We start from the raw sequence: 19857 nt of genomic DNA, 5'->3' as shown, positions 1-19857 counted from the left end.
TTCCGCTTCCAAATCATGCCTATATGGGCCTAGAAAAGCCAAGCTGCGGTAGCTTCGTCACACCAGATTTCTCAATCGGTCCAATCACACGAAGGATCAACTGAAGGTTAAATAGATCAACGAAATGAATGGCTTAAGGTGGAAATTTTCTACGGCCCCCATGATGGATTGGACCGATCGGCATTGCCGGGTGTTCCACCGTCACCTGACGCGGCGGGCGCTGCTCTATACGGAGATGCTGACGACCGGCGCCATCATTCATGGTGACCGGCAGCGGCTGCTCGGGTTCGATGCGGTCGAGCACAAGGTGGCGCTTCAGCTCGGCGGTTCGGATCCGCGCGAACTCGCGCTGGCCGCGCGGATCGGCGAGGAGTTCGGTTATGACGAGATCAACCTCAATGTCGGCTGCCCGTCGGATCGCGTGAAGGATGGACGCTTCGGCGCGTGTCTCATGGCGGAGCCGGAGCTGGTGGCGAGGTGCGTCGATGCGATGAAGTGCGCGGTCGCCGTTCCGGTCACGGTGAAATGCCGCATCGGCATCGACGACCAGGATCCGGAAGCCGCGCTCGATACGCTTGCGCGCGGAGTGGTTGCGTCCGGCTGCGACGCGCTGATCGTGCATGCCAGAAAAGCCTGGCTGAACGGTCTGTCGCCGAAAGAGAACCGCGACATTCCGCCGCTCGACTATGATCGCGTCTATCGCCTCAAGCGCGCGATGCCTGACCTGCCTGTCATCATCAACGGCGGCATCCCAGGCATCGACGAGGCGAAAGCGCATCTCGAGCACGTCGACGGCGTGATGCTCGGCCGCGCCGCCTATCAGGAGCCATGGCGGCTGCTCTCCGTCGATCAAGACATCTTCGGCGAAGCGGCGCCGCATGCGACGATGCAGGACGCGCTCGAAGCGATGATGCCCTATATCGAGCAGCAGCTTGCGCGGGGCACGCGGCTGCATGCGATCACGCGGCATTTCGTCGGGGCGTTCCACGCCGTGCCCGGCGCGCGCGCCTTCCGCCGCCATCTTGCCGAGCAAGGGGTGAAGCCGGGCGCCGGTGTGGACGTGCTGCGGGATGCCATCGCGCGTGTCGGTGCGCGCGCTCCGGCGGAGGCCGCGGCCTAGCCCAGGCAGGTGAAGAGCCGGATCGTGAAATCCGGCTCTTTCGGCCTGCCTCAGCGGAACAGATCGAAATGATAGTTCACGCCGACGCGGAAGGTGTGGAATTTCGCGGCGTTCCAGTCCGGCAGATCGTCGTGCTTGAACTCGGTATAGAGATATTCGGCCTTGGCCGACCATTTCGGCAGGAACGCTCATTCGACGCCGCGGCCCGCCGACTAGGCGGTTTGTAAATAGAGGAAATGCCGCATCGATGGATTGTTGGCGGGGGCTCGGGTCAGGCGGTTGGCTGGCAGCCGCGCCGATGTTGCGCAGCGCGCTGGTGGCCTTACAAGGCGCCAGATCGGCCGCTGTCCGTCAGGATGACGAGGCGAGATGCCTCTGGCGTCGCGCATACACGACATCGCAATGATGGGTGGATCGAGAGGGTTTGCGACAATAAAGCATTAGACAGGACGCGTTCTACAATCTAAAATTGTTTATTACTCTGCTATTTACTCGCCCGACGATCCTTCGGCCCTCGCATCATTTCATGCGGTGACGTTCGCGGTTGTTTTCGCGTCGGAGACGTTGGACTCGGACCCGTCATGCGGGTCGATTTGATGAGGGACCAGCGATGCCAATTTTCATGGCCATAGTGATCCTGGTGAGCTTCTCGATATTTTTTGTTCCGCGCAATGCGTCGGCGCAGGATGTGACGCCGCAGGTGCTGCCAGACCGCATTGATGATGTCCCGGATGCGCCCGGCAATCCGTTTCCGCGGTTTGACAATTTCAGCTGGCGGGCCTTCGTCGCGTTGAACTGGCCGGCTCTGGACGGCGCCCCAAACCGCGGGCAGCCCGATCGGACCAAGAAGCCGGGCGACGCGGGCCCCCGCGTCTGGGAGACCTACAAGGCGCGCTACGAGGTCTTTGCGCCGGGCGCGCCGAGACCGGCATCATGGACCAGCTACGACGGCACGAACCCGTGCGGAGGCGCTGTCACCAACCAGACCAAGACGCTTAGCGCATTCAGTCATTTCGCGGATTTCAATCAGGCCGCCTTCACGCTGGCCCGCCTTGCCAATCCGCTGATTGACCAGAGCCGGATGTACACCCGCTACGAGGTTCGCTTTAATCGCGAGCAGTTCGATTCAATCGTCGATGACAACAACAAGTGGTACATCAAGCAGAACCTGCCCACCGCAGCGAAACCCGGGGCGTTTCGGGACGGTTCAATTGAACTGAAAGCTGCTTGGCGCGTGCTCAAGCCAAACGATGGGATCGACCGCAGCCGCTATTACATCGCCAAAGCCATGGTCTTTGATCCGGTCGCGACGACGCGCGGCGGAAGCATCGTTTGCAACGAGCGGGACATCGCGCTCGTCGGCCTCCATATCGTGATCAAGACGAAGCTCCGGCCGCAATGGATCTGGAGCTCGTTCGAGCATATCGATAACGTTCCACCAAAAAATGATGAGCCGGACGCCAAGGCCGCGCAGGTTCCTTACTCGTTCAACTCCGGATCTCCGCCTCCGGGGCTCGCGCCGACGCCGGCCCCCAAGATGATCTCCGACGACAATCCTCCAAGCGATAACCCGGATCCGATGCAGGTCGTTCGTCTGCAACCGATCCAGTCCGATACGATGCAGATGAACCGGGCGTATTGGAATCTCCCCGAGATCAAGGGAACGGTCTGGGCCAACTACATGCTGATCATGACGCAATGGCCAAGCGCGCCGGGGACACCAGGTCCGACCAACGTAGGAGGACCGTTCCCGCTGGGAGTTGGTTCGACCCTGGCGAACACGACGATGGAGACCTACCAGCAGCGGAACGGCTCCAGCTGCATGGAATGCCATCAGGCCGTGTCAAATCAGCTCGGCCGGGACTTTGTCGCGTTCATGGCGCTCGATGCACACGACCCAGCGCAGCTAATGCTGGCATCCGCGGCATTCCGGCGGATTGCAGCGCCCTTATCGACAGCGACCGGCGCCAAGATGGCACCACGAAAAACCAATGAGGCTGTGTCGCCGGCGAGGACCGCTCTCGACAATGACCCGATGGTGCAGGCATTGGCCCGCGTGCTTCAACGTCGGTGACGTGGGGTTCCGAATTTGAAGTGACGAAGCAGTTGGGGGATCGGACATGGCAGGCAAAATCACGACCTATGCAGATTTCCAGAATTTCATGGACGCCTGTTGTACCAAGGTGGGCGCAGACCCGGACCTGTCGGGCCATGGCCGCTGGTGGCGCGACATGACCCACACTACGTTCGTCACCGACGGTACGGTAAAGGGGCAGCGTGTCGTCGTCGTTGGCGATCCCGACAACTCGATCATGATCCACGCCCTACGGGGCGATACGCCGGATTTCGATGCAAACGACCCGCATGCGCGGTTCGGCCGGATGCCGCTCAACGCGAATTCTTTCTTTGCCGATGCCGATATCGATGAGATCGCGGACTGGATCCAGCGGGGCTGCCTGGATGGAGCGGCGCCGTCAGTTTGACCGGCGCCAGAGCGGCCAAGGGGCGATCTGACAAACGCCGATCGCGTTGTGCGGCTCAGACAGTCCCGGCTGATTGGGCCTTGATCGTGCGCATGGGGCGCGCAGCGAAGCGGATTATCGGAGCGCGCGGCGATCTGGCAATTCCGGGTAGCCTGTGAGCATCAGCTTGTCGGCGCGCACGCCCCAGCTCTCCAGGCGGTCGAGGAAGCTCATGCCGAGCAGGTTGGTCTTCATCTGCCCGCGCTGCACGACGAGGGCGGGCACCGACTTTTCGACGAGGTGGCCGACGGAGAGGCGGTCGAGCGTAAGGCGGGCTGCCTTGGTGTGGCCGCCGGCGGTTTCGAGATCGACGTCGTATTCGAGCATCTCGAGAGGCAGTCCGATCGCTTTCGCGGTTTCCCAGGTCAGCACCACTGAGGTCGCACCGGTATCGATCACCATCGGTGCGGCGACGCCGTTGATCTTCGCACGCAGCGCGAACTCGCCGCCCTGGCCGCGCTGGATCTGCACGGCCGGGGCCGGGGAGGCGATCTGCGCGCGAAACATGTGCGAGACCTTGTTGCTCGCGCGCGCGATCCGGTCGGGATCGCCATAGGCGACGACGGCACCGGCCGTGCCGGCGAGCATGACGAGAACGAGCAGGAAGCGCATCATCGCGCGCCTCCGAGGCGACGCAGGGCGATCAGACGCGTTTCGGCGATCCCGCGATTGGCTGCAAACCCGCGTCCACCATGCGTGCCGGCAACAGCGCCATCACCGCGAGCCGTTCCGTGCTCTCCATGGCGTGCCAGCGCGCGATCTCCGGCAAGGTCCGGCCGCAGCCGAAGCACAGCCTGGTCTTGGGATCGATCATGCAGACGGCGACGCACGGCGTTTCTTTGCTCATGTGGCCATAGTGGGGGATCGTCGGGCATGTCTGCAAGCATCTCGTTAAGAGCCCGTACCTGCGCTCATGATCGGCTTGTGACGCGGCCGGCGCTTCTCGTCGGGCACCGCGGAACTGTCCGGCTGGAGCGGCGGAGAATCGTCCGACATCGGCGCCAGCGCACTCATCACGCGCTCCGGCGGGAAGGTGACGATCACCTCGGTGCCGATGCGCAGCTTCGATTTCAGCGTGAATGTGCCGCCATGCAGGTCGATCAGGTTCTTGGCGATGGGCAGGCCCAGCCCTGCGCCCTGTTCGGCCGACTTGATCGAGTTGGAGCCCTGGCCGAACGAGGCGAGCACGATCGGGATTTCGTCCTCGGGGATGCCGGAGCCGGAATCCTTCACCGAGAGATATTGCCCGCCCGAAGCGGTCCAGCCGGCCTTGAGCCAGATCTCGCCGCCTTGCGGGGTGAACTTGATCGAGTTGGAGAGCAGGTTGAGCACGACCTGGCGGATCGCCCGCTCGTCGGCCCAGAGCCGCGGCATGGCCTGCTCGAACACCTCGTGGATGGTGATACCGCGGCTCGAGGCACGCAGCTTCATCAAATGATGGCAGTCGGCGACGATGCCGACCAGCGACACCGCTTCCTCGTTGAGCTCGTAGCGGCCAGCCTCGATCCGCGACAGATCGAGGATCTCGTTGATGAGGTTGAGCAGGTGCACGCCGGAATTATGGATGTCCGCCGAGTACTCCTTGTAGACCGGCACCGCGTGCGCGCCAAAAATTTCGCTCTTCATCACCTCGGAGAAGCCGAGGATCGCGTTCAGCGGCGTGCGCAACTCGTGACTCATCTGCGCGAGGAAGCGCGATTTTGCGACGTTGGCGGATTCGGCGCGGTGGCGCGCTTCGTCCGAGATCGCCTTGGCCTGTTCGAGCTCGCCGATCAGCGCGTCCTTCTCGGCGCGTGCTTCGAGCGTGGCGAAGGTCGAGGAGTGCAGGCGGTGCGCCAGCAGCACGAAATAGCCTTCGGCCGCGAGCGCGAGCGCCGCCAGGATGTAATTGTCGAGCGCGCCGGTGATTGCAAAGCTGAGCGCCATCGCGACCGCGACCGGCGCCGTGGCGGCGAGGGCGGCGATCGGCAGATTGGCGGCCAGCATGCTCGACACTGCGATCACCAGCAGCATCAGGAACATCATCAGCGTTTCCGTGACCATGTCGAGCACGGGATGGATCAGGATCGCCATCCAGCACAGGCCATAGAGCAGGTCGAGCACGACGAAGTGCGTCCGCCATGTGCGCGTCGCCGCAGGCGAGGAGGCCTCAGCCAGGAAGCGGTGGCAGCTGCGGATCATCGCGGCGTGGATGCAGAGCATGCCGGCGGTCCAGGCCGCGGCCGGGATCGGCTGCATCCACAGCCCGAACAGCACACCGGTGGCGACCACCAGCAGCATCACGACATAGGAGGCCGACAGCCGCGTCTGGGCATATTGGCGCAGCATCTCGGCGTCGAAAGCCGGCCGGGTTCCGCTGGTCGACGTTAACTTGTCGCGCGCCTCGCGTACCCGCTGCGACGCAGCCCGTCGGCTGCTCGCAGATGGCGCGCTCACCGGCTCGGCCGGAAGCTGCACGACCTCTGGCTTTTCAGCGGGTTTACTCATCGAACAACAACATTCCTGCCCGCGCAAAGGCGGGCCTTCTGCATTGTCTATCTCTGGCAAGAAATCCTTAAGAGGTGACTTAAGGAGCTAAAGAATTACGTTAACCCGGCGTTAATTTTGAACGCACGCAGTGCCGGTCAGTGCAGCGCCGCATGCTGGGCGACGTAGACCACCGCGCCCGCCAGATAGCCCGCGAGCGCGGGGATGGCGATGCGGCGGGCGTACCAGAGGAACTCGATCCGCTCGAGCCCCATGGCGGCGACGCCGGCGGCCGAGCCGATGATCAGGATCGAGCCGCCGGTTCCGGCGCAATAGGCGATGAACTCCCAGAGGAAGCTGTCGGTCGGGTAGTGGCCGAGGTCGTACATGCCCATCGTCGCCGCCACCAGCGGCACGTTGTCGATGACGGCGCTGAGCAGGCCGAGCACGACGACGATGACGTCCTGGCGGCCAATCGTCGCCTCCAGCCAGCGCGCCAGCATCGACAGGAGGCCCGCATGTTCGAGGCAGGCGACCGCCAGCAGAATGCCGAGGAAGAACACGATCGAGCTCATGTCGATCCGCGTTAGCGCATGCGCGAGCGTCAGCGGCCGGCGAACATGCTCGTCCTTGTCGCGGTGAACGACCTCGCCGACCAGCCAGACGATGCCGAGCCCGAGCAGCACGCCCATGAAGGGCGGCAGGTGCGCGACCGCCTTGAAGGCGGGCACGGCGATCAATACGCCGAGCCCGAGATAGAACATCAGATTGCGCTCGAACGACCCGACGAGCTGAACTCCGTCGTCCTTGGGCGGCGCCGCGATGGTCTTGCCCTTCACCAGAAGGCTGATGAAGGCGAGCGGCACGAGCAGATTGACCAGCGAGGGCAGGAACACCGAGCCCATGATCTTCAGCGGCGTGATCTGCCCGCCGATCCACAGCATGGTCGTGGTGACGTCGCCGATCACGGTCCAGGCGCCGCCGGCATTGGCGGCGATGACGATCAGGGAGGCGAACAGCAGGCGGTCGTCGCGCCTGGCGATCAGCCGCTGGATCAGCGAGACCATCACGATGGTGGTGGTGAGATTGTCCAGGCTCGCGCTGAGGAAGAAGGTCACGAAGCCGATCAGCCACATCAGGCGGACCTGGCTCGTCGTGCTGATGCGGGAGGTGATGACCTCGAAACCGTCATGGGCGTCGATCACCTCGACGATGGTCATAGCGCCGATCAGGAAGAACACGATTTTCGCGGTGGAAACGACGGATTCGTCGATCTGCCGGCCGACCATGGCGTGGTCGCCGATCGTGGCCGCGTAGATCGCCCAGAGCAGCCCGGCGCCGATCAGCGCCGTGGCACTCTTGCTGATCCGGAGCGGGTGTTCGAGCGCGATCGCCGCATAGGCCAAAACGAAGATGACGGCGATCGCGATCAGCAAGGCGGGATCAGTTCGACAGGTGTCAGCGGTTAAGGCGCGCGAGCAGGCTCGACGTATCCCAGCGCTTGCCACCCATCTTCTCGACCTCGGCGTAGAATTGGTCGACCAGCGCGGTCACCGGCAGATTGGCACCGTTGCGGCGGGCTTCGGCCAGCGAGATCGAGAGGTCCTTGCGCATCCATTCGACCGCGAAGCCGAAATCGTACTTGTCCTCGTTCATGGTCTTGTAGCGGTTCTCCATCTGCCAGGACTGCGCTGCGCCTTTCGAGATGGTCTCGATCACGGCGGCGACGTCGAGGCCACTCTTCTTGGCGAAGTGGATACCCTCGGAGAGGCCCTGCACCAAACCGGCGATGCAGATCTGGTTGACCATCTTGGTCAACTGGCCGGAGCCGGCGGGCCCGAGCAGCTTGCACATCCGCGCATAGGCGCCTGTGATGAGCGGCTCGGCGCCGGAATAGGCGCCCTCGGCGCCACCGCACATCACCGTCAGCACGCCGTTCTCGGCGCCGGCCTGGCCGCCGGAAACGGGAGCATCGATGAACTTGAAGCCGGCCTTGGTGGCGGCAGCATCCAGCTCGCGGGCGACCTCAGCGGAGGCGGTGGTGTGGTCGACGAAGGTCGCGCCCTTCTTCATGCCGGCGAATGCGCCGTCGGGGCCGATCGTGACCGCGCGCAGATCATTGTCGTTGCCGACGCAGCACATCACGAAATCCTGGCCCTCGGCTGCGGCCTTCGGGGTCGCCGCGGTCTTGCCGCCGAACTTGTCCGCCCATTCCTTCGCCTTGGCCGCGGTGCGGTTGTAGACGGTGACCTCATGGCCCCCTTTTTTCACGAGGTGTCCGGCCATGGGGAAGCCCATCACGCCGAGACCGAGGAAAGCGACTTTAGCCATGTGTGGTACCTTGTCCGTAGTTTGGGTTTTACGGTTTTTGCCGGGCGGGGGCGCCTGGTTCCGCTATGAGAGCGGATTAGGAGCGCACCATAAACCCTTGAGGCCAGAGGGCAACGGCTTCGTTTGGCAGCCGCCTGTGCTAGGATGGCGGGACTTAAGGTGCTGCATAAAAAAAGGGAGCGAAAGCATGGGCGGCGTGAGCGTTGGCGTCCTCGATCATTTCAACATCCGGACCCGGAATCTGGCCGAGACGGTCCGCTTCTATGAGGACGTGCTGGGCCTGGAAAAAGGCGCCCGGCCCGATTTCGCCTTCCCGGGGGCCTGGATGTACAGCGAGGGCAAGCCGGTGGTGCACCTCGTCGATATTTCCCCGACCTCGGAGCCACAAAAGCCGGATTCCGGCGTTGTCCACCATGTCGCCTTCGTCAGCCGCGGGTTCGACGGCATGAAGCAGCGGCTGACGTCCAAGGGCATGACATTCGACTCCCGCCAGGTGCCCGGCGGCGACCTCTGGCAGATCTTCGTCCACGACCCCAACGGGGTCATGATCGAGCTCAATTACGAGGCCGCTGCGGAGCAGGGGGCTGCCCCCGCGGAGATGGCTGACGATATCGGCAGGCAGTAGCCTTTTGGCCGTTTCCGCTCTAATGGGGCATCCTCAAGCCTTGAGCATGATCTTATCGGAAAGCCGCTCCACACGTTTCCGGATCATGCTCTGTTCAGGAGATGCGCTTTGAGCGTGACGCAGCAACAGGTTCTCGACAGCCTCGCCAGGATCAAGTCGCCCCGCGGGGTCGCGCTCACCAATGCCAACGTGCTGAGCGCGATCAGCGCGGCCGACGGCAAGGTGTTCTTCTCGATCAACGTCGATGCCGCCGAGGCGCGGGCCTGGGAATCCGTCCGCGCCGAGGCCGAGGCCGCGGTGCGAGCCATTCCCGGCGTCACCACCGTGATGGTGGCGCTGACCGCCGAGCGAAAGGCCGGCGCCGCACCGCCTCCGCCGCCAACGCCGAGCCGCGGCACGCCGGGCGTGCAGCCGGTCCATGCCCACAAGCCGCCGCCGCAGGGCGGCGCTCAATCGCCGATGGCGCGGCAGTCCGAAATTCCGGGCGTCGCCGCCGTGATCGCGGTCGCCTCGGGCAAGGGCGGCGTCGGCAAGTCGACCACCGCGCTCAACCTGGCACTGGGCCTGCGCGACCTCGGCCTGAGGGTCGGGCTGCTCGATGCCGACATCTACGGCCCCTCGGTGCCGCGGCTGACGGGCCTCCACGAGAAGCCGGCGCTGGACGGCGAGCGCAAGATGATTCCGCTCAAGCGTTTTGGCCTCGCCATCATGTCGATCGGCTTCCTGGTGGAGGAAGAGACCGCGATGATCTGGCGCGGTCCGATGGTGATGTCGGCGGTGACGCAGATGCTGCGCGACGTCGCATGGGGGAGCCTCGACGTACTCGTGGTCGACATGCCGCCCGGTACCGGCGATGCCCAGCTCACGCTGGCGCAGAACGTGCCGCTCAAGGGCGCCGTGATCGTCTCGACCCCGCAGGACCTGTCCCTGATCGATGCACGGCGGGGGCTTGCGATGTTCAGGAAGGTCAACGTGCCCGTGCTCGGCATCGTCGAGAACATGAGCTACTTCCAGTGCCCGCATTGCGGCACGAAATCGGATATTTTCGGCCATGGCGGCGCGCGCCACGAGGCGGAGAAGCTCGGGGTACCGTTCCTGGGCGAGATCCCCCTGCACATGGCGATTCGCGCCACCTCGGATGCCGGCAATCCCGTGGTCGACAGCGAGCCGGACGGTCCTCATGCGGCGATCTATCGCGCCATTGCAGGGCAGGTCCGGGACCAGCTCAAAGGCGTTATCGCCGCGGCCTGAGCCGGTCTTTTGGGGACATGCGACTTTCGTAGAGCCCCGTCATGCCATTGTCGCGTTCCGAAAGCGGGGCTTCCGTGTTAAAGGCCACGGCAGTCAAGCCCCTTCGGTTCGACGCGACTTAGAACGCGTCGCCGGAACGAGCGGCGACAACGAGGAAGTTTAGGGGAAACGCCCCAACAAGGAGAGACCTGAAGATGAAGCGTCGTGATTTCCTGAAAGTGTCGGCAGCAGGCGCGGCGGCGACCGCCGCGGTGGCCTCGCCGGCGATCGCGCAGTCCATGCCCGAGATCAAGTGGCGCCTGACGTCGAGCTTCCCGAAGTCGCTCGATACCATCTATGGCGGTGGCGAGCAGCTGGCGAAGTACGTCGCCGAGATGACCGACAACAAGTTCCAGATCCAGGTGTTCGCCGCCGGCGAAATCGTCCCCGGCCTCCAGGCGCTCGACGCGACCTCGAACGGCACGGTCGAGATGTGCCACACCGTCTCCTACTACTATGTCGGCAAGGACCCGACCTGGGCGATCTACGCCTCGGTGCCGTTCGGCCTCAACGCGCGCCAGCAGAACTCCTGGTGGTACCAGGGCGGCGGCGAGCAACTCGGCAACGAGTTCTTCAAGAAGTCGAACGTGATCGGTCAGCCCTGCGGCAACACCGGAACCCAGATGGGCGGCTGGTTCCGCAAGGAGATCAAGACCGTTGCGGACCTCTCCGGCCTCAAGATGCGCATCGGCGGCATCGCCGGCCAGGTGCTCCAGAAGGTCGGCGTCGTGCCGCAGCAGCTCGCCGGCGGCGACATCTATCCGGCGCTGGAGAAGGGCACCATCGACGCCGCCGAGTGGGTCGGCCCCTACGATGACGAGAAGCTCGGCTTCGCCAAGGTCGCCAAGTACTACTACTATCCCGGCTTCTGGGAAGGCGGTCCGACCGTCCACGCCTTCACCAACCTGGACAAGTGGAATTCGCTGCCGAAGAACTACCAGGCGATCCTCACCAACGCGATGGCCAACGCCAACAGCTGGATGGCCGCGCGCTACGACATGCAGAACCCGGCGGCGCTGAAGCGTCTGGTCGCCGGCGGCACCCAGCTTCGTCCCTTCACCAACGAAGTGCTCGAGGCCTGCCTCAAGTCGACCAACGAGCTGTGGGGCGAGATCTCGGCCAAGAACCCCGACTTCAAGAAGTCGATCGACGCCATGCAGGCCTACCGCTCCGACGAATATCTGTGGTGGCAGGTCGCCGAATACACCTACGACAGCTTCATGATCCGCTCGCGCACCCGCGGCTGATCTTTCGAAACGTCGCAAGACGACAGAGCCCGGCCTCGTTCGCGAGGCCGGGCTTTTTCTTTGCCGCCAGCGGCCGCCCAAACAAAAATATGCAAAACAACCCCATGCACAGTAGAAGCGCGATGAGGGCAGGTTGCCCTGTAACTGCCGCCAACCATTTGGACCGTTGGGGTAAATCAGCAGGAAGGGGCAATCGTCGCGCGGCCGGGGCCAACGCGGCGATCTCCCCTGATGGCGAGCCTTCCCGAATGACCCGGTGTTCGGCGCGCGTCTGTTTCCACGTCGTCATTGCGAGCGTAGCGAAGCAATCCAGAATCTTTCCACGGAGGCAGTCTGGATTGCTTCGCTGCGCTCGCAATGACGCGTGGATGGAGTAGGGCTCAGTCCGAGTTGCGAAGCCGTTTGACACGTCGGGCAAAACAGTGGCAAGTAGCTAACATCGTATAATCCGAAATTGGCGCTTCGGTGCCGATCCCGTGAGGTGACGATGAGCTTCGATCCCGATGAGGTTCAACACGCGCTGCGCAAGGCTTGGTCGTTGTCGACTTCCAGCCAATGGACGCCGGATAATCCGGCGGCCGGGCAATGCAACGTCACGGCGCTGCTCGTTCACGAACTCTACGGCGGCGAGCTGCTGAAGACGCCTCTGCCGGCCGGCGATCATTTCTACAATCGGATCGAAGGCAAGAGGTATGACTTCACGGCGAGCCAGTTCGATCGGCCGATTGCCTACGTCGACTTGCTCACAGATCGGGCCGACGCAGAGCTGGGAGCGACGAGCGACCAACTGGCCGAACTCAGAGCCGCTTTTCTGCGGCACTGTGACTAGTACTATCCCGGCTGGTGGGACGGCGGGCTTGCCCGGCGTCCATCAGTCGGCCTCCGGCTCCGACTTCCCGACCAATCGTATCTGCCCCGGATAATCGATCGGCTGCGGATCGTGTATTTCCGCGACGTCTCGGCGAAACTGCTTACCGCATCAGAACGGCTGTGGTCGCGTCAAGGTAACGGCGATAGCAGCTGGAGCACCGGAAAGACACGTGCACGCTTCCATCGAATATCGGAACGGGGATTGCCGGCTCCTGGAACCGCAATAGGCTAAACCTGCGCTCCTGCCTTCGCATCCGGGCCAGTTCGACCCAGGCGCGGCTCCGTCCCCGCCAACAGCCGTTGGATGTTGGCGCGATGGCGAACGATCACGTAGATGCCGCCTCCGATCACCAGCAGCCGATAGGGCAACGGGTGCTCGAAACCGCAGACCAGGGCGATCGCCGTCAGTGCCGCGAGGATCGAGCCAAGGGAAACAATCCGGGTCATCGCCAGCACGATGCCAAAGGCCGTCGCAGCACCCAATCCCACCGGCCACGACATCGCCAGCAACACGCCCAGCCCGGTCGCGGCGGATTTGCCGCCCGTAAAGTTCAGCCAGATCGAGCGGCTATGCCCCAGCAGCGCGCCAATTCCGGCCAGGCCAACAGCCCATGGCACCCAGACTTGCAGATCAAGCGCTGGCGGCGGCGTCGGCGAAAGCTCCGTCGAGAGCCAGGGACAGAACGAGCGGGCGACGAGGATGGCGGCCACGCCTTTCAGCACATCGGCGATGAGCACCATCAACGCAGGCCATTTTCCAAGAGTGCGCAAGACATTCGTCGCCCCGGTGGATTTGGAGCCATGCTCTCGAATATCGATGCCGCTCAAGAGTTTTCCCGCCAGATAGCCCGTGGGTATGGAGCCGAAAAGATAGGCGACCACCAACCCGACTGCGCTCGCCGTCCAGAAGACCATGGGTTCGATTCCAGTTTCCGCAATCAGTGTTTTATCGCCGGATTTGTTGGACCGCCATGGGGATGCCGATCTACAGCTGCGGACCAGATAGTCTGACCTCTCGCTCGGCGCGGAAGACATTGCCATACAGGCTGCTGATCCATTGTCTTCCGCTCGATGTTACGTTCAGATAGCGGATCGCCGCCGGGACTTGCGGTGCGACCTTTGTCCAGTAGAATTGCGGATATTTGTGCACGACGTCCGCGGGCGTGGCGTATCCGAGCGATTTGTTGAGGCCTATCTCTTCGAATTCATAGAAGAGCGCATTTGATTTCTTCATGTAGTTGGGATCGCCGAGCTGACCGATCAGATCAGCGGCACGCAGCAACAAACCTTCCTCCTGGTCCAGATCATCCTTGAGTTCGCTCGTTGGTGCGTCTGCATAGGGAACGCGGGTATATTCGATGGCCTGAGCAATACGAGCGGCGTCAATTTCGTCGATTGTGTCGAGACGTTCCACGGCGAACAATTTCGAGCGGTCGACGTGATAGGGCGCAAGCGCTGCATCGGAGGAGCCGATCGGCAACTCAACCGTTCGGCCGGTACCATCAACGACATAGGCGCCTTCCTGGTCTCCGTAGATTACGCCTCTAACGTAGCCGATGTCGTGAATCAGGCACGCCAGGATGAAGTGAGCATAATCGCTGGCCGTGGTTGGCCTCAGAAGAGAGCGGCCGATCAGAATGTCGTGCCCCACCAGCGTGACCAACAGGGTGTGCTCCACGTTGTGATACAACGCATCGCTGTTACCGATACATTCCAGGGCCAGCTTCGCTGCGTAGGGGAGCAATTCCGGCAAGTTGGCATGCGATGAGCCGAAGCGGCCTTTTGTCTCCGAGATGAGAAACGCACCGAGCGCCTGGGACGTCAGTTCTGGAATTGTTATCATGAGCAAGATCCTCGTCGACGAACCTCCAGTAAGCCTTCTGCAGGGATCAGGAGGGAGAGGAGGCCACTGGAAGAATGCGACGCCGACCTGGAAGTTGCTATGCGCGAGCGAACTGAAAGGCGACGTCGCCGCCTCAAATGGGGCTGAACATGACGTGAGGCCAAAGGAGGGGGTGATGCTTGACCTAGATCAACGTGGCTGCGGCGCATGCTACGTCGGTCCGGCAGCAACGTCCGTTTAGGGTGGTCAAAAGCCGGCGTGCGGCGCGAAGGCCAGTCAGCCGGAGGCTGACATCGGCCGACAATTCAGCCATGGCGCCAATTTGTCGCCAGGCCGCGTGGCTGGTCCGCCCTTAAAAGCGCGAAGGGTGCACCGGTACGCTCGGGATTCGAATGAACTCCACCCGACGGCGGAGCGACATGTTATTCTGGGTCATTGTATTTATGTGATTATCAGGAGACCGGATCATGATTCCTCAGGATCGGTTTCGCGGCCTTTTTCATAAATATCTGCTCGCGCTTTTCGTGGCTGTCGCGATCCCACTCGCATTCAACGGGGTTATTGAGGCGTGGTTCGGCTATCGCGATCAGCGCGCGAGGCTCGACCAGTGGCTTAGCCTCCAGTCCGCATCCGCGGCCGCCGAAATACACGATTTCATCCACGGCATCACGAGCCAGCTTGGCTGGCTGGTTCAGCTTCCATGGAGTGACGAGTTCGACGAACGCCGGCGGACCGACGCGTTGCGCCTGCTTCGACAAGCGCCCGCCATCGTCAGTCTCACACTGCTCGACGGCAATGGCCTGGAGCGTCTCTACATCTCGCGGATCGGCCTCAACCGTATCGAGAGCCGCACGGACCGATCAGCCGATCCCGCCTTGGTTGGCGCCCGCGCAGCTCAGATCTGGTTCAGCGACGTCAGCTACAATCGAGGCTCCGAACCGTACTTGACGGTTGGGATTGCCGGCAACCGACCGGCGGTCGGCGCAGTCATAGCCGAAGTCAACCTCAAGCTGATTTGGGATGTGATCTCGGCGATCAAGGTCGGAAGGACCGGCTCCGCCTTCGTCCTGGACCGATCGGGTCGCCTGATCGCCCATCCCGACATCAGCCTCGTGCTCCGCGGGGCGGAGGAAGCGACGTCCAAACCATTTCGGGCTGTGCGGGACGCGATAGGGTCGAAAGCGGGCTTCGCAACGAGCCGCGATGCACAAGGGCACTATGTTGCTGCCAGCGCGGCTCCCGTACAGGGCCCCGATTGGACAGTCGTGGTCGTGCAGCCGCTATCCGAAGCTTACGCGCCGATCTATTCCGCCCTGTGGCGGACGGCAATGCTCCTCGCAATCAGCACCATGCTCGCAGGGATACTTGCCTATGCATTGGCGCACCGGATGACGGAGCCGATCAAGCTGCTCGAGGAGGGCACGGAGAGGATTGGTGCGGGATCCTTTGACCACCGCATCTCAATCCACACCGGGGACGAGTTCCAGCGTCTTGCAAACAGTTTCAACAGAATGGCTTCCGAGCTGGCTCTGGCGCAGCAGCACCAGGAGCGCATCGCCAAGCTGAAGCGGTTCCTTGCCCCCCAGGTCGCCGATCTCGTCGATCGAGCCGGCGATGACAGCGTGCTGGACGGCCGCCGTACGGAAGTCGTCGTCGTCTTCTGCGATTTGAGGGGGTTCACCGCGTTTTCAGCAGGCGCCGCGCCCGAGGACGTCATGAGCGTATTGTCGGAATATTATGAAAGCCTCGGCAGGGTCATCGCGAAATTCGAAGCGACGTTGATCAATTTCTCCGGCGACGGACTGATGGTGCTGGTGAACGCACCTGTCCCGGTCGAAGAGCCTGCATTGCGAGCCATCGATCTCGCCGTCGACATGCAGACGAACGTGCAAGCCCTCATCGCCGGCTGGCGATCGCGTGGCTACCACGTCGGTTTCGGAATCGGCCTTGCCAGCGGGCCGGCGACTGTCGGCCGGATCGGATACGAGGACCGGCTCGACTACACCGCCATCGGGAGCGTCGTGAATCTTGCGGCCCGGCTGTGCGCATCTGCCGCAGACAAGGAAATCCTGATCGACGCCAAAGTCGCGGCCGACGTCAAGGGCAGGCGGCCCGTTGAGGATCTCGGGGGCCGCGAAATCAAAGGATTTGACGAAGCCATTCCAGTCTTCGGAATATCCTTCGATGCTCTCTCGCCGAGTGGCCGCGGGATGTCTGGCACAATCCGCTAGAGACTGTTCGCGTATCCGGGGCTATGCTCCGGCAAACGGCTGACGGCAGCGGGTCCGTAGGCATGAGGTGCGCCAACCCTGAAGCAGCAACGCTACGCGGACGCGCCAGACGGCGCGATTTTCTTCTTTGGATGGCAGGCGCCGCGACGTGGACGACCGTCTCGTATGGGCAGAAGCCCTCCATGCCGGTCATTGGCTATCTTTGCCCGGAGTCACCCGAGCTCTTCGGCAGTCGACTTGAGGCTTTCCGACAGGGGCTGGAGGAAGCCGGCTTCGTCGAGGGTCGCAATGTGGCGATCGACTTTCAGTGGGCCAATGGACAATATTCTCGATTGCCTGCCCTCGCTGCCGAATTGGTCGCCAGAAATGTAGACCTGATCGTGGCTCCTGGCGGGGCACCGGTGGCACTTGCCGCGAAGGCGACGGGTACGACCAAGACCATCGTGTTCGAGATGGGCGGCGACCCCGTTCAGCTACGCGTGGTGGACAGCCTGTCGCGGCCGGGCGGAAATATCACGGGAGTATCGAGCCTGAGCGTCGATGTGTCGCCAAAGCGGCTTGAGCTGATGCGCGACCTGTTGCCCACGGCGACCAGATTGGCGGTTGTCGCCAACCCGACAAGTCCGACCGCACCATCACAATTGCAGAAGCTTCAGGCGGCCGCAGAGGCCCTGCGGGTTCAACTGCAGATCTATAGCGCAAGCAAGGAGGATGAATTCGAATCCGTATTCGCTGCCGTGGCCAGGGACGGGCCAGGCGGAGTTGTGTTTACCTCCGACCCCTATTTTGCATTTCGCAGTCGCCGGCTGGCGGCTCTCGCGATGAAATATCAACTACCCGCAATCACGCAGACCCGAGACTTTCCCGTGGCTGGAGGTTTGATGAGCTACGGAGGAGATTTCATGCAGTCGCACCATCGCGCGGGTATCTATGCCGGACGCATTCTGTCGGGCGAGAAGCCTTCTGATCTTCCAGTTCAACTCGTCACGAAGGTGGAGCTCGTTGTCAATTTGAAGGCAGCGAAACTGCTCGGCCATCCGTTCTCCGCAGCAGTCATTGCCGGAGCGGATGAGGTGATCGAGTAAACCATCATGGGAACGCGCCCAGGTCGGCTTACACGAACCTGACAGGGGGGCGGCTGGCCTGCCACGCGCTTTTTCGCTGGCCGAGGCGGCCGGAATGGTGGAAGAGAGCGAAGATGCGGCGCGAGCCGTGATTGCACCGGAACATCCGGCGGGACTGCGATGCGCCTTCTGATCGTCGAGGACAATGTCGAGCTGTCGCGGCTCGTTGCCGCCGGGCTGTCGGCCGCCGGCTACCAGAGCGACATCGTGAGCACCGCGGCCGAGGCACGCGAGGCGGTCAGCAGCGTCAGCTACGCTGCGATGATCCTCGACCTCGGCCTGCCCGACGGCGACGGCCTCTCGGTGCTGCGCGAGCTGCGGCGGCAGATGGAGCCGCTGCCGGTGCTGGTGCTGACCGCGCGCGGCGGCCTGCAGGACCGCGTTAGCGGCCTGCGCAGCGGCGCCGACGATTATCTGGCAAAGCCGTTCGCGATGGAGGAGCTGGTGGCGCGGCTGGAGGCGATCCTGCGCCGGCCCGGCCAGCTGCTCGGCCGCTCGCTGCGCCTCGCCAATCTCGTCTACGACACCGAAAGCCGCCAGATCTTCGTCGACGACCAGCCGCGGATCATCTCCGCGCGCGAGACCTCGGTGCTGGAGATCCTGCTGCGCCGGCAGGGCCGGGTGGTGCCGAAGAAGAACGTCGAGGACCACATCTTCGGGCTCGAAGGCGAGGTCGCCTCCAACGCGGTCGAGGTCTACGTCTCGCGGCTGCGCAAGCAGCTCACCGAGCACGGCGCCAAGGTCGTGATCCACACCATCCGCGGCGTCGGCTATCTCATGTCCGAGGAGAAATAGCGTGGCGGCCGCCGGGGCCTATGGCAGATCGCCGACATTCAAATCGTTGATCTGGCGCATCGTGTTCATGCACATCGTCGCGGTCGCGGTGGTCGCGATCTTCCTGCCGCTGGTGCTGTTCTGGCTGCTCAATTCCGAAGTCGACCAGCTGCACCGCGAAGCCATGCGGGCGCAGGCCGAGGTGCTGGCCGAGCGCATCGTCGCGGCGCCGGATGGCCTGCTGACGTTCAACCTGCCCGACAGCCTGCGGGGCCTCTATTCGGAAGCCTACGGCCGCTATCTCTACGACATCCGCGATGCCGACGGCCGTTTGCTGTTTTCGTCCCGCCGCAAGACGGGAGCGGCCGCGTCGGCGCCGCCGACACTTTCCGAGACGATTTCCGGCGCCGGCGTCACCCGCATCATCGACGGCAAGATCGTGCGCATCCGCGTGGCCGAGGATCTGGCGCATCGCGACGTCATCATCGACGACATCATCTCGAACTTCTTCCGCCGGGTCGGGTGGATCACCATTCCGATCCTGCTGATCCTGCTCGCCGCCGACATCATCATCTTCCGCCGCGCCATCGCGCCACTGTGGAAAGCGTCGGAGGAGGCCAGCAATATCGGCCCGGCGCGCACCGACATCCGCCTGCCGACGGAGCAGATCCCGCGCGAGATCATGCCGCTGGTCACCGCCGTCAACCAGGCGCTCGACCGGCTCGAGGACGGTTTTCGCGTGCAGCGGCAGTTCACGGCGGATGCCGCGCATCAGTTGCGCACGCCGCTCACGATCCTGCGCACGCGGATCGAGACGCTGGGCGATGGCGCCGCAAGGCAGGCGCTGCACGACGACATCGAAGGCATGAGCCGCATCGTCGCCCAGCTGCTGGAGATCGCCGAACTCGACACCCTGGTGCTCGATCCCGGCGAGACCGCGGATCTGCGCGCCGTCTGCGCCGAGGTGGTCGGCTCCATCGCGCCGTTCGCGATCGCACAGCACAAGGACATCGCGCTGAAGGGCGCCGACGCGCCGGTGCTGATCCACGGCAATGCGGAGATGCTCCAGCGCGCGATCTTCAACCTCGCCGAAAACGCCATCAAGTTCACGGCGAAGGATACCTCGGTCGACGTCGAGGTGGGGGACGACGGTTCGGTGCGCGTGCGCGATTGCGGCCCTGGCATCGCGGAGACCGAGCGCGAGCTGATCTTCCAGCGCTTCTGGCGCGCCGACCGCCAGCGCAGCGACGGCGCGGGCCTCGGGCTCTCGATCGTGCGCGGGGTCGCGGACGATCATGCCGCGACGGTGGCGGTAGAGAATCTTCCCGGCGGCGGCGCGGAGTTCACGCTGCGGTTTCGGCTAGCGGAGGGAGCCGCGCCCCCGGTTGGCCAAAGCTGACCACGGGCAGACGCC

At 63.4% G+C, this 19857-nt stretch carries 18 protein-coding genes and 1 pseudogene; 11 read left to right on the top strand and 8 right to left on the bottom strand.

What is annotated here, in order from left to right; all coding sequences use genetic code 11:
• The first annotated feature begins 124 nt into the window (after window positions 1-124).
• Entirely contained in the window at window positions 125-1120 is a 996-nt protein-coding gene (gene dusA / locus OWC48_RS01350) for a tRNA dihydrouridine(20/20a) synthase DusA (protein WP_282518304.1), read from the top strand.
• Between the two features lie 50 nt (window positions 1121-1170).
• Here dusA and OWC48_RS01345 read toward each other — a convergent pair.
• Window positions 1171-1332 (bottom strand): annotated as a pseudogene (locus OWC48_RS01345) (outer membrane protein); the annotation flags it as partial.
• Between the two features lie 398 nt (window positions 1333-1730).
• On the opposite strand from OWC48_RS01345, the gene OWC48_RS01340 reads away from it, so the two are divergent.
• The gene (locus OWC48_RS01340; RefSeq protein WP_282518303.1) at window positions 1731-3194 is read left to right on the top strand and encodes a hypothetical protein; all 1464 of its coding nucleotides are present in this window, start codon (window positions 1731-1733) and stop codon (window positions 3192-3194) included.
• Window positions 3195-3240: 46 nt separating this feature from the next.
• Complete coding sequence (locus tag OWC48_RS01335) at window positions 3241-3603, top strand: hypothetical protein (protein ID WP_282518302.1); 363 nt, start codon at window positions 3241-3243, stop codon at window positions 3601-3603.
• A 114-nt stretch (window positions 3604-3717) separates the two neighbouring features.
• On the opposite strand, the gene OWC48_RS01330 is transcribed toward OWC48_RS01335, so the two are convergent.
• The 5 genes from OWC48_RS01330 to OWC48_RS01310 form a co-directional block, all read right to left on the bottom strand.
• Complete coding sequence (locus OWC48_RS01330) at window positions 3718-4257, bottom strand: TIGR02281 family clan AA aspartic protease (protein ID WP_282518301.1); 540 nt, start codon at window positions 4255-4257, stop codon at window positions 3718-3720.
• Window positions 4258-4285: 28 nt separating this feature from the next.
• Window positions 4286-4489: a DUF1289 domain-containing protein gene (locus tag OWC48_RS01325; RefSeq protein WP_282518300.1), complete on the bottom strand. Its 204-nt coding sequence runs from the start codon at window positions 4487-4489 to the stop codon at window positions 4286-4288.
• A gap of 44 nt (window positions 4490-4533) precedes the next feature.
• Window positions 4534-6129, bottom strand: a complete 1596-nt coding sequence (locus tag OWC48_RS01320) for a HAMP domain-containing sensor histidine kinase (RefSeq protein WP_166352131.1) — start codon at window positions 6127-6129, stop codon at window positions 4534-4536.
• A 137-nt stretch (window positions 6130-6266) separates the two neighbouring features.
• Window positions 6267-7544, bottom strand: a complete 1278-nt coding sequence (nhaD, locus tag OWC48_RS01315) for a sodium:proton antiporter NhaD (RefSeq protein WP_282518299.1) — start codon at window positions 7542-7544, stop codon at window positions 6267-6269.
• 22 nt (window positions 7545-7566) lie between these two features.
• The gene (locus tag OWC48_RS01310) at window positions 7567-8439 is read right to left on the bottom strand and encodes an NAD(P)-dependent oxidoreductase (protein ID WP_282518298.1); all 873 of its coding nucleotides are present in this window, start codon (window positions 8437-8439) and stop codon (window positions 7567-7569) included.
• A 187-nt stretch (window positions 8440-8626) separates the two neighbouring features.
• Between OWC48_RS01310 and OWC48_RS01305 the strand changes: the two genes are divergently transcribed.
• From OWC48_RS01305 to OWC48_RS01290, 4 genes are all read left to right on the top strand, one after another.
• Window positions 8627-9064 carry a VOC family protein gene (locus tag OWC48_RS01305; protein WP_282518297.1) on the top strand — a complete coding sequence of 146 codons (438 nt, stop codon included), beginning with the start codon at window positions 8627-8629 and terminating at the stop codon, window positions 9062-9064.
• Between the two features lie 108 nt (window positions 9065-9172).
• Window positions 9173-10315: an Mrp/NBP35 family ATP-binding protein gene (locus OWC48_RS01300; RefSeq protein WP_282518296.1), complete on the top strand. Its 1143-nt coding sequence runs from the start codon at window positions 9173-9175 to the stop codon at window positions 10313-10315.
• Window positions 10316-10509: 194 nt separating this feature from the next.
• Complete coding sequence (locus tag OWC48_RS01295) at window positions 10510-11601, top strand: TRAP transporter substrate-binding protein (RefSeq protein ID WP_014496209.1); 1092 nt, start codon at window positions 10510-10512, stop codon at window positions 11599-11601.
• 487 nt (window positions 11602-12088) lie between these two features.
• Complete coding sequence (locus tag OWC48_RS01290) at window positions 12089-12430, top strand: hypothetical protein (RefSeq protein WP_282518295.1); 342 nt, start codon at window positions 12089-12091, stop codon at window positions 12428-12430.
• A gap of 269 nt (window positions 12431-12699) precedes the next feature.
• Here the strand turns inward: OWC48_RS01290 and plsY are convergent, their stop codons facing one another.
• Both plsY and OWC48_RS01280 read right to left on the bottom strand, forming a co-directional pair.
• Window positions 12700-13386, bottom strand: a complete 687-nt coding sequence (gene plsY, locus OWC48_RS01285; RefSeq protein WP_282518294.1) for a glycerol-3-phosphate 1-O-acyltransferase PlsY — start codon at window positions 13384-13386, stop codon at window positions 12700-12702.
• A 70-nt stretch (window positions 13387-13456) separates the two neighbouring features.
• A complete protein-coding gene (locus OWC48_RS01280; protein WP_282518293.1) occupies window positions 13457-14314 on the bottom strand; it encodes a metal-dependent phosphohydrolase in 858 nt (285 codons plus the stop codon).
• 467 nt (window positions 14315-14781) lie between these two features.
• On the opposite strand from OWC48_RS01280, the gene OWC48_RS01275 reads away from it, so the two are divergent.
• From OWC48_RS01275 to OWC48_RS01260, 4 genes are all read left to right on the top strand, one after another.
• Complete coding sequence (locus tag OWC48_RS01275) at window positions 14782-16545, top strand: cache domain-containing protein (RefSeq protein WP_282518292.1); 1764 nt, start codon at window positions 14782-14784, stop codon at window positions 16543-16545.
• Between the two features lie 131 nt (window positions 16546-16676).
• The gene (locus tag OWC48_RS01270) at window positions 16677-17630 is read left to right on the top strand and encodes an ABC transporter substrate-binding protein (RefSeq protein WP_404979672.1); all 954 of its coding nucleotides are present in this window, start codon (window positions 16677-16679) and stop codon (window positions 17628-17630) included.
• Window positions 17631-17789: 159 nt separating this feature from the next.
• The gene (locus OWC48_RS01265) at window positions 17790-18464 is read left to right on the top strand and encodes a response regulator transcription factor (protein ID WP_028146749.1); all 675 of its coding nucleotides are present in this window, start codon (window positions 17790-17792) and stop codon (window positions 18462-18464) included.
• Between the two features lie 67 nt (window positions 18465-18531).
• The gene (locus OWC48_RS01260; RefSeq protein ID WP_306664170.1) at window positions 18532-19842 is read left to right on the top strand and encodes an ATP-binding protein; all 1311 of its coding nucleotides are present in this window, start codon (window positions 18532-18534) and stop codon (window positions 19840-19842) included.
• The last annotated feature ends 15 nt before the right edge of the window (window positions 19843-19857 follow it).

The organism is Bradyrhizobium sp. Arg816 (assembly GCF_029989365.1).
Lineage (GTDB): Bacteria > Pseudomonadota > Alphaproteobacteria > Rhizobiales > Xanthobacteraceae > Bradyrhizobium.
Note: the sequence above shows the minus strand (reverse complement) of the source record. Positions and strands in the feature narration are given on the sequence as shown.

Coding starts and splice junctions, on each gene's coding strand:
- dusA (WP_282518304.1), top strand. CDS start 125: ATGAATGGCTTAAGGTGGAAATTTTCTACGGCCCCCATGATGGATTGG.
- OWC48_RS01340 (WP_282518303.1), top strand. CDS start 1,731: ATGCCAATTTTCATGGCCATAGTGATCCTGGTGAGCTTCTCGATATTT.
- OWC48_RS01335 (WP_282518302.1), top strand. CDS start 3,241: ATGGCAGGCAAAATCACGACCTATGCAGATTTCCAGAATTTCATGGAC.
- OWC48_RS01330 (WP_282518301.1), bottom strand. CDS start 4,257: ATGATGCGCTTCCTGCTCGTTCTCGTCATGCTCGCCGGCACGGCCGGT.
- OWC48_RS01325 (WP_282518300.1), bottom strand. CDS start 4,489: ATGAGCAAAGAAACGCCGTGCGTCGCCGTCTGCATGATCGATCCCAAG.
- OWC48_RS01320 (WP_166352131.1), bottom strand. CDS start 6,129: ATGAGTAAACCCGCTGAAAAGCCAGAGGTCGTGCAGCTTCCGGCCGAG.
- OWC48_RS01310 (WP_282518298.1), bottom strand. CDS start 8,439: ATGGCTAAAGTCGCTTTCCTCGGTCTCGGCGTGATGGGCTTCCCCATG.
- OWC48_RS01305 (WP_282518297.1), top strand. CDS start 8,627: ATGGGCGGCGTGAGCGTTGGCGTCCTCGATCATTTCAACATCCGGACC.
- OWC48_RS01295 (WP_014496209.1), top strand. CDS start 10,510: ATGAAGCGTCGTGATTTCCTGAAAGTGTCGGCAGCAGGCGCGGCGGCG.
- OWC48_RS01290 (WP_282518295.1), top strand. CDS start 12,089: ATGAGCTTCGATCCCGATGAGGTTCAACACGCGCTGCGCAAGGCTTGG.
- plsY (WP_282518294.1), bottom strand. CDS start 13,386: ATGGTCTTCTGGACGGCGAGCGCAGTCGGGTTGGTGGTCGCCTATCTT.
- OWC48_RS01280 (WP_282518293.1), bottom strand. CDS start 14,314: ATGATAACAATTCCAGAACTGACGTCCCAGGCGCTCGGTGCGTTTCTC.
- OWC48_RS01275 (WP_282518292.1), top strand. CDS start 14,782: ATGATTCCTCAGGATCGGTTTCGCGGCCTTTTTCATAAATATCTGCTC.
- OWC48_RS01270 (WP_404979672.1), top strand. CDS start 16,677: ATGGCAGGCGCCGCGACGTGGACGACCGTCTCGTATGGGCAGAAGCCC.
- OWC48_RS01265 (WP_028146749.1), top strand. CDS start 17,790: ATGCGCCTTCTGATCGTCGAGGACAATGTCGAGCTGTCGCGGCTCGTT.
- OWC48_RS01260 (WP_306664170.1), top strand. CDS start 18,532: ATGCACATCGTCGCGGTCGCGGTGGTCGCGATCTTCCTGCCGCTGGTG.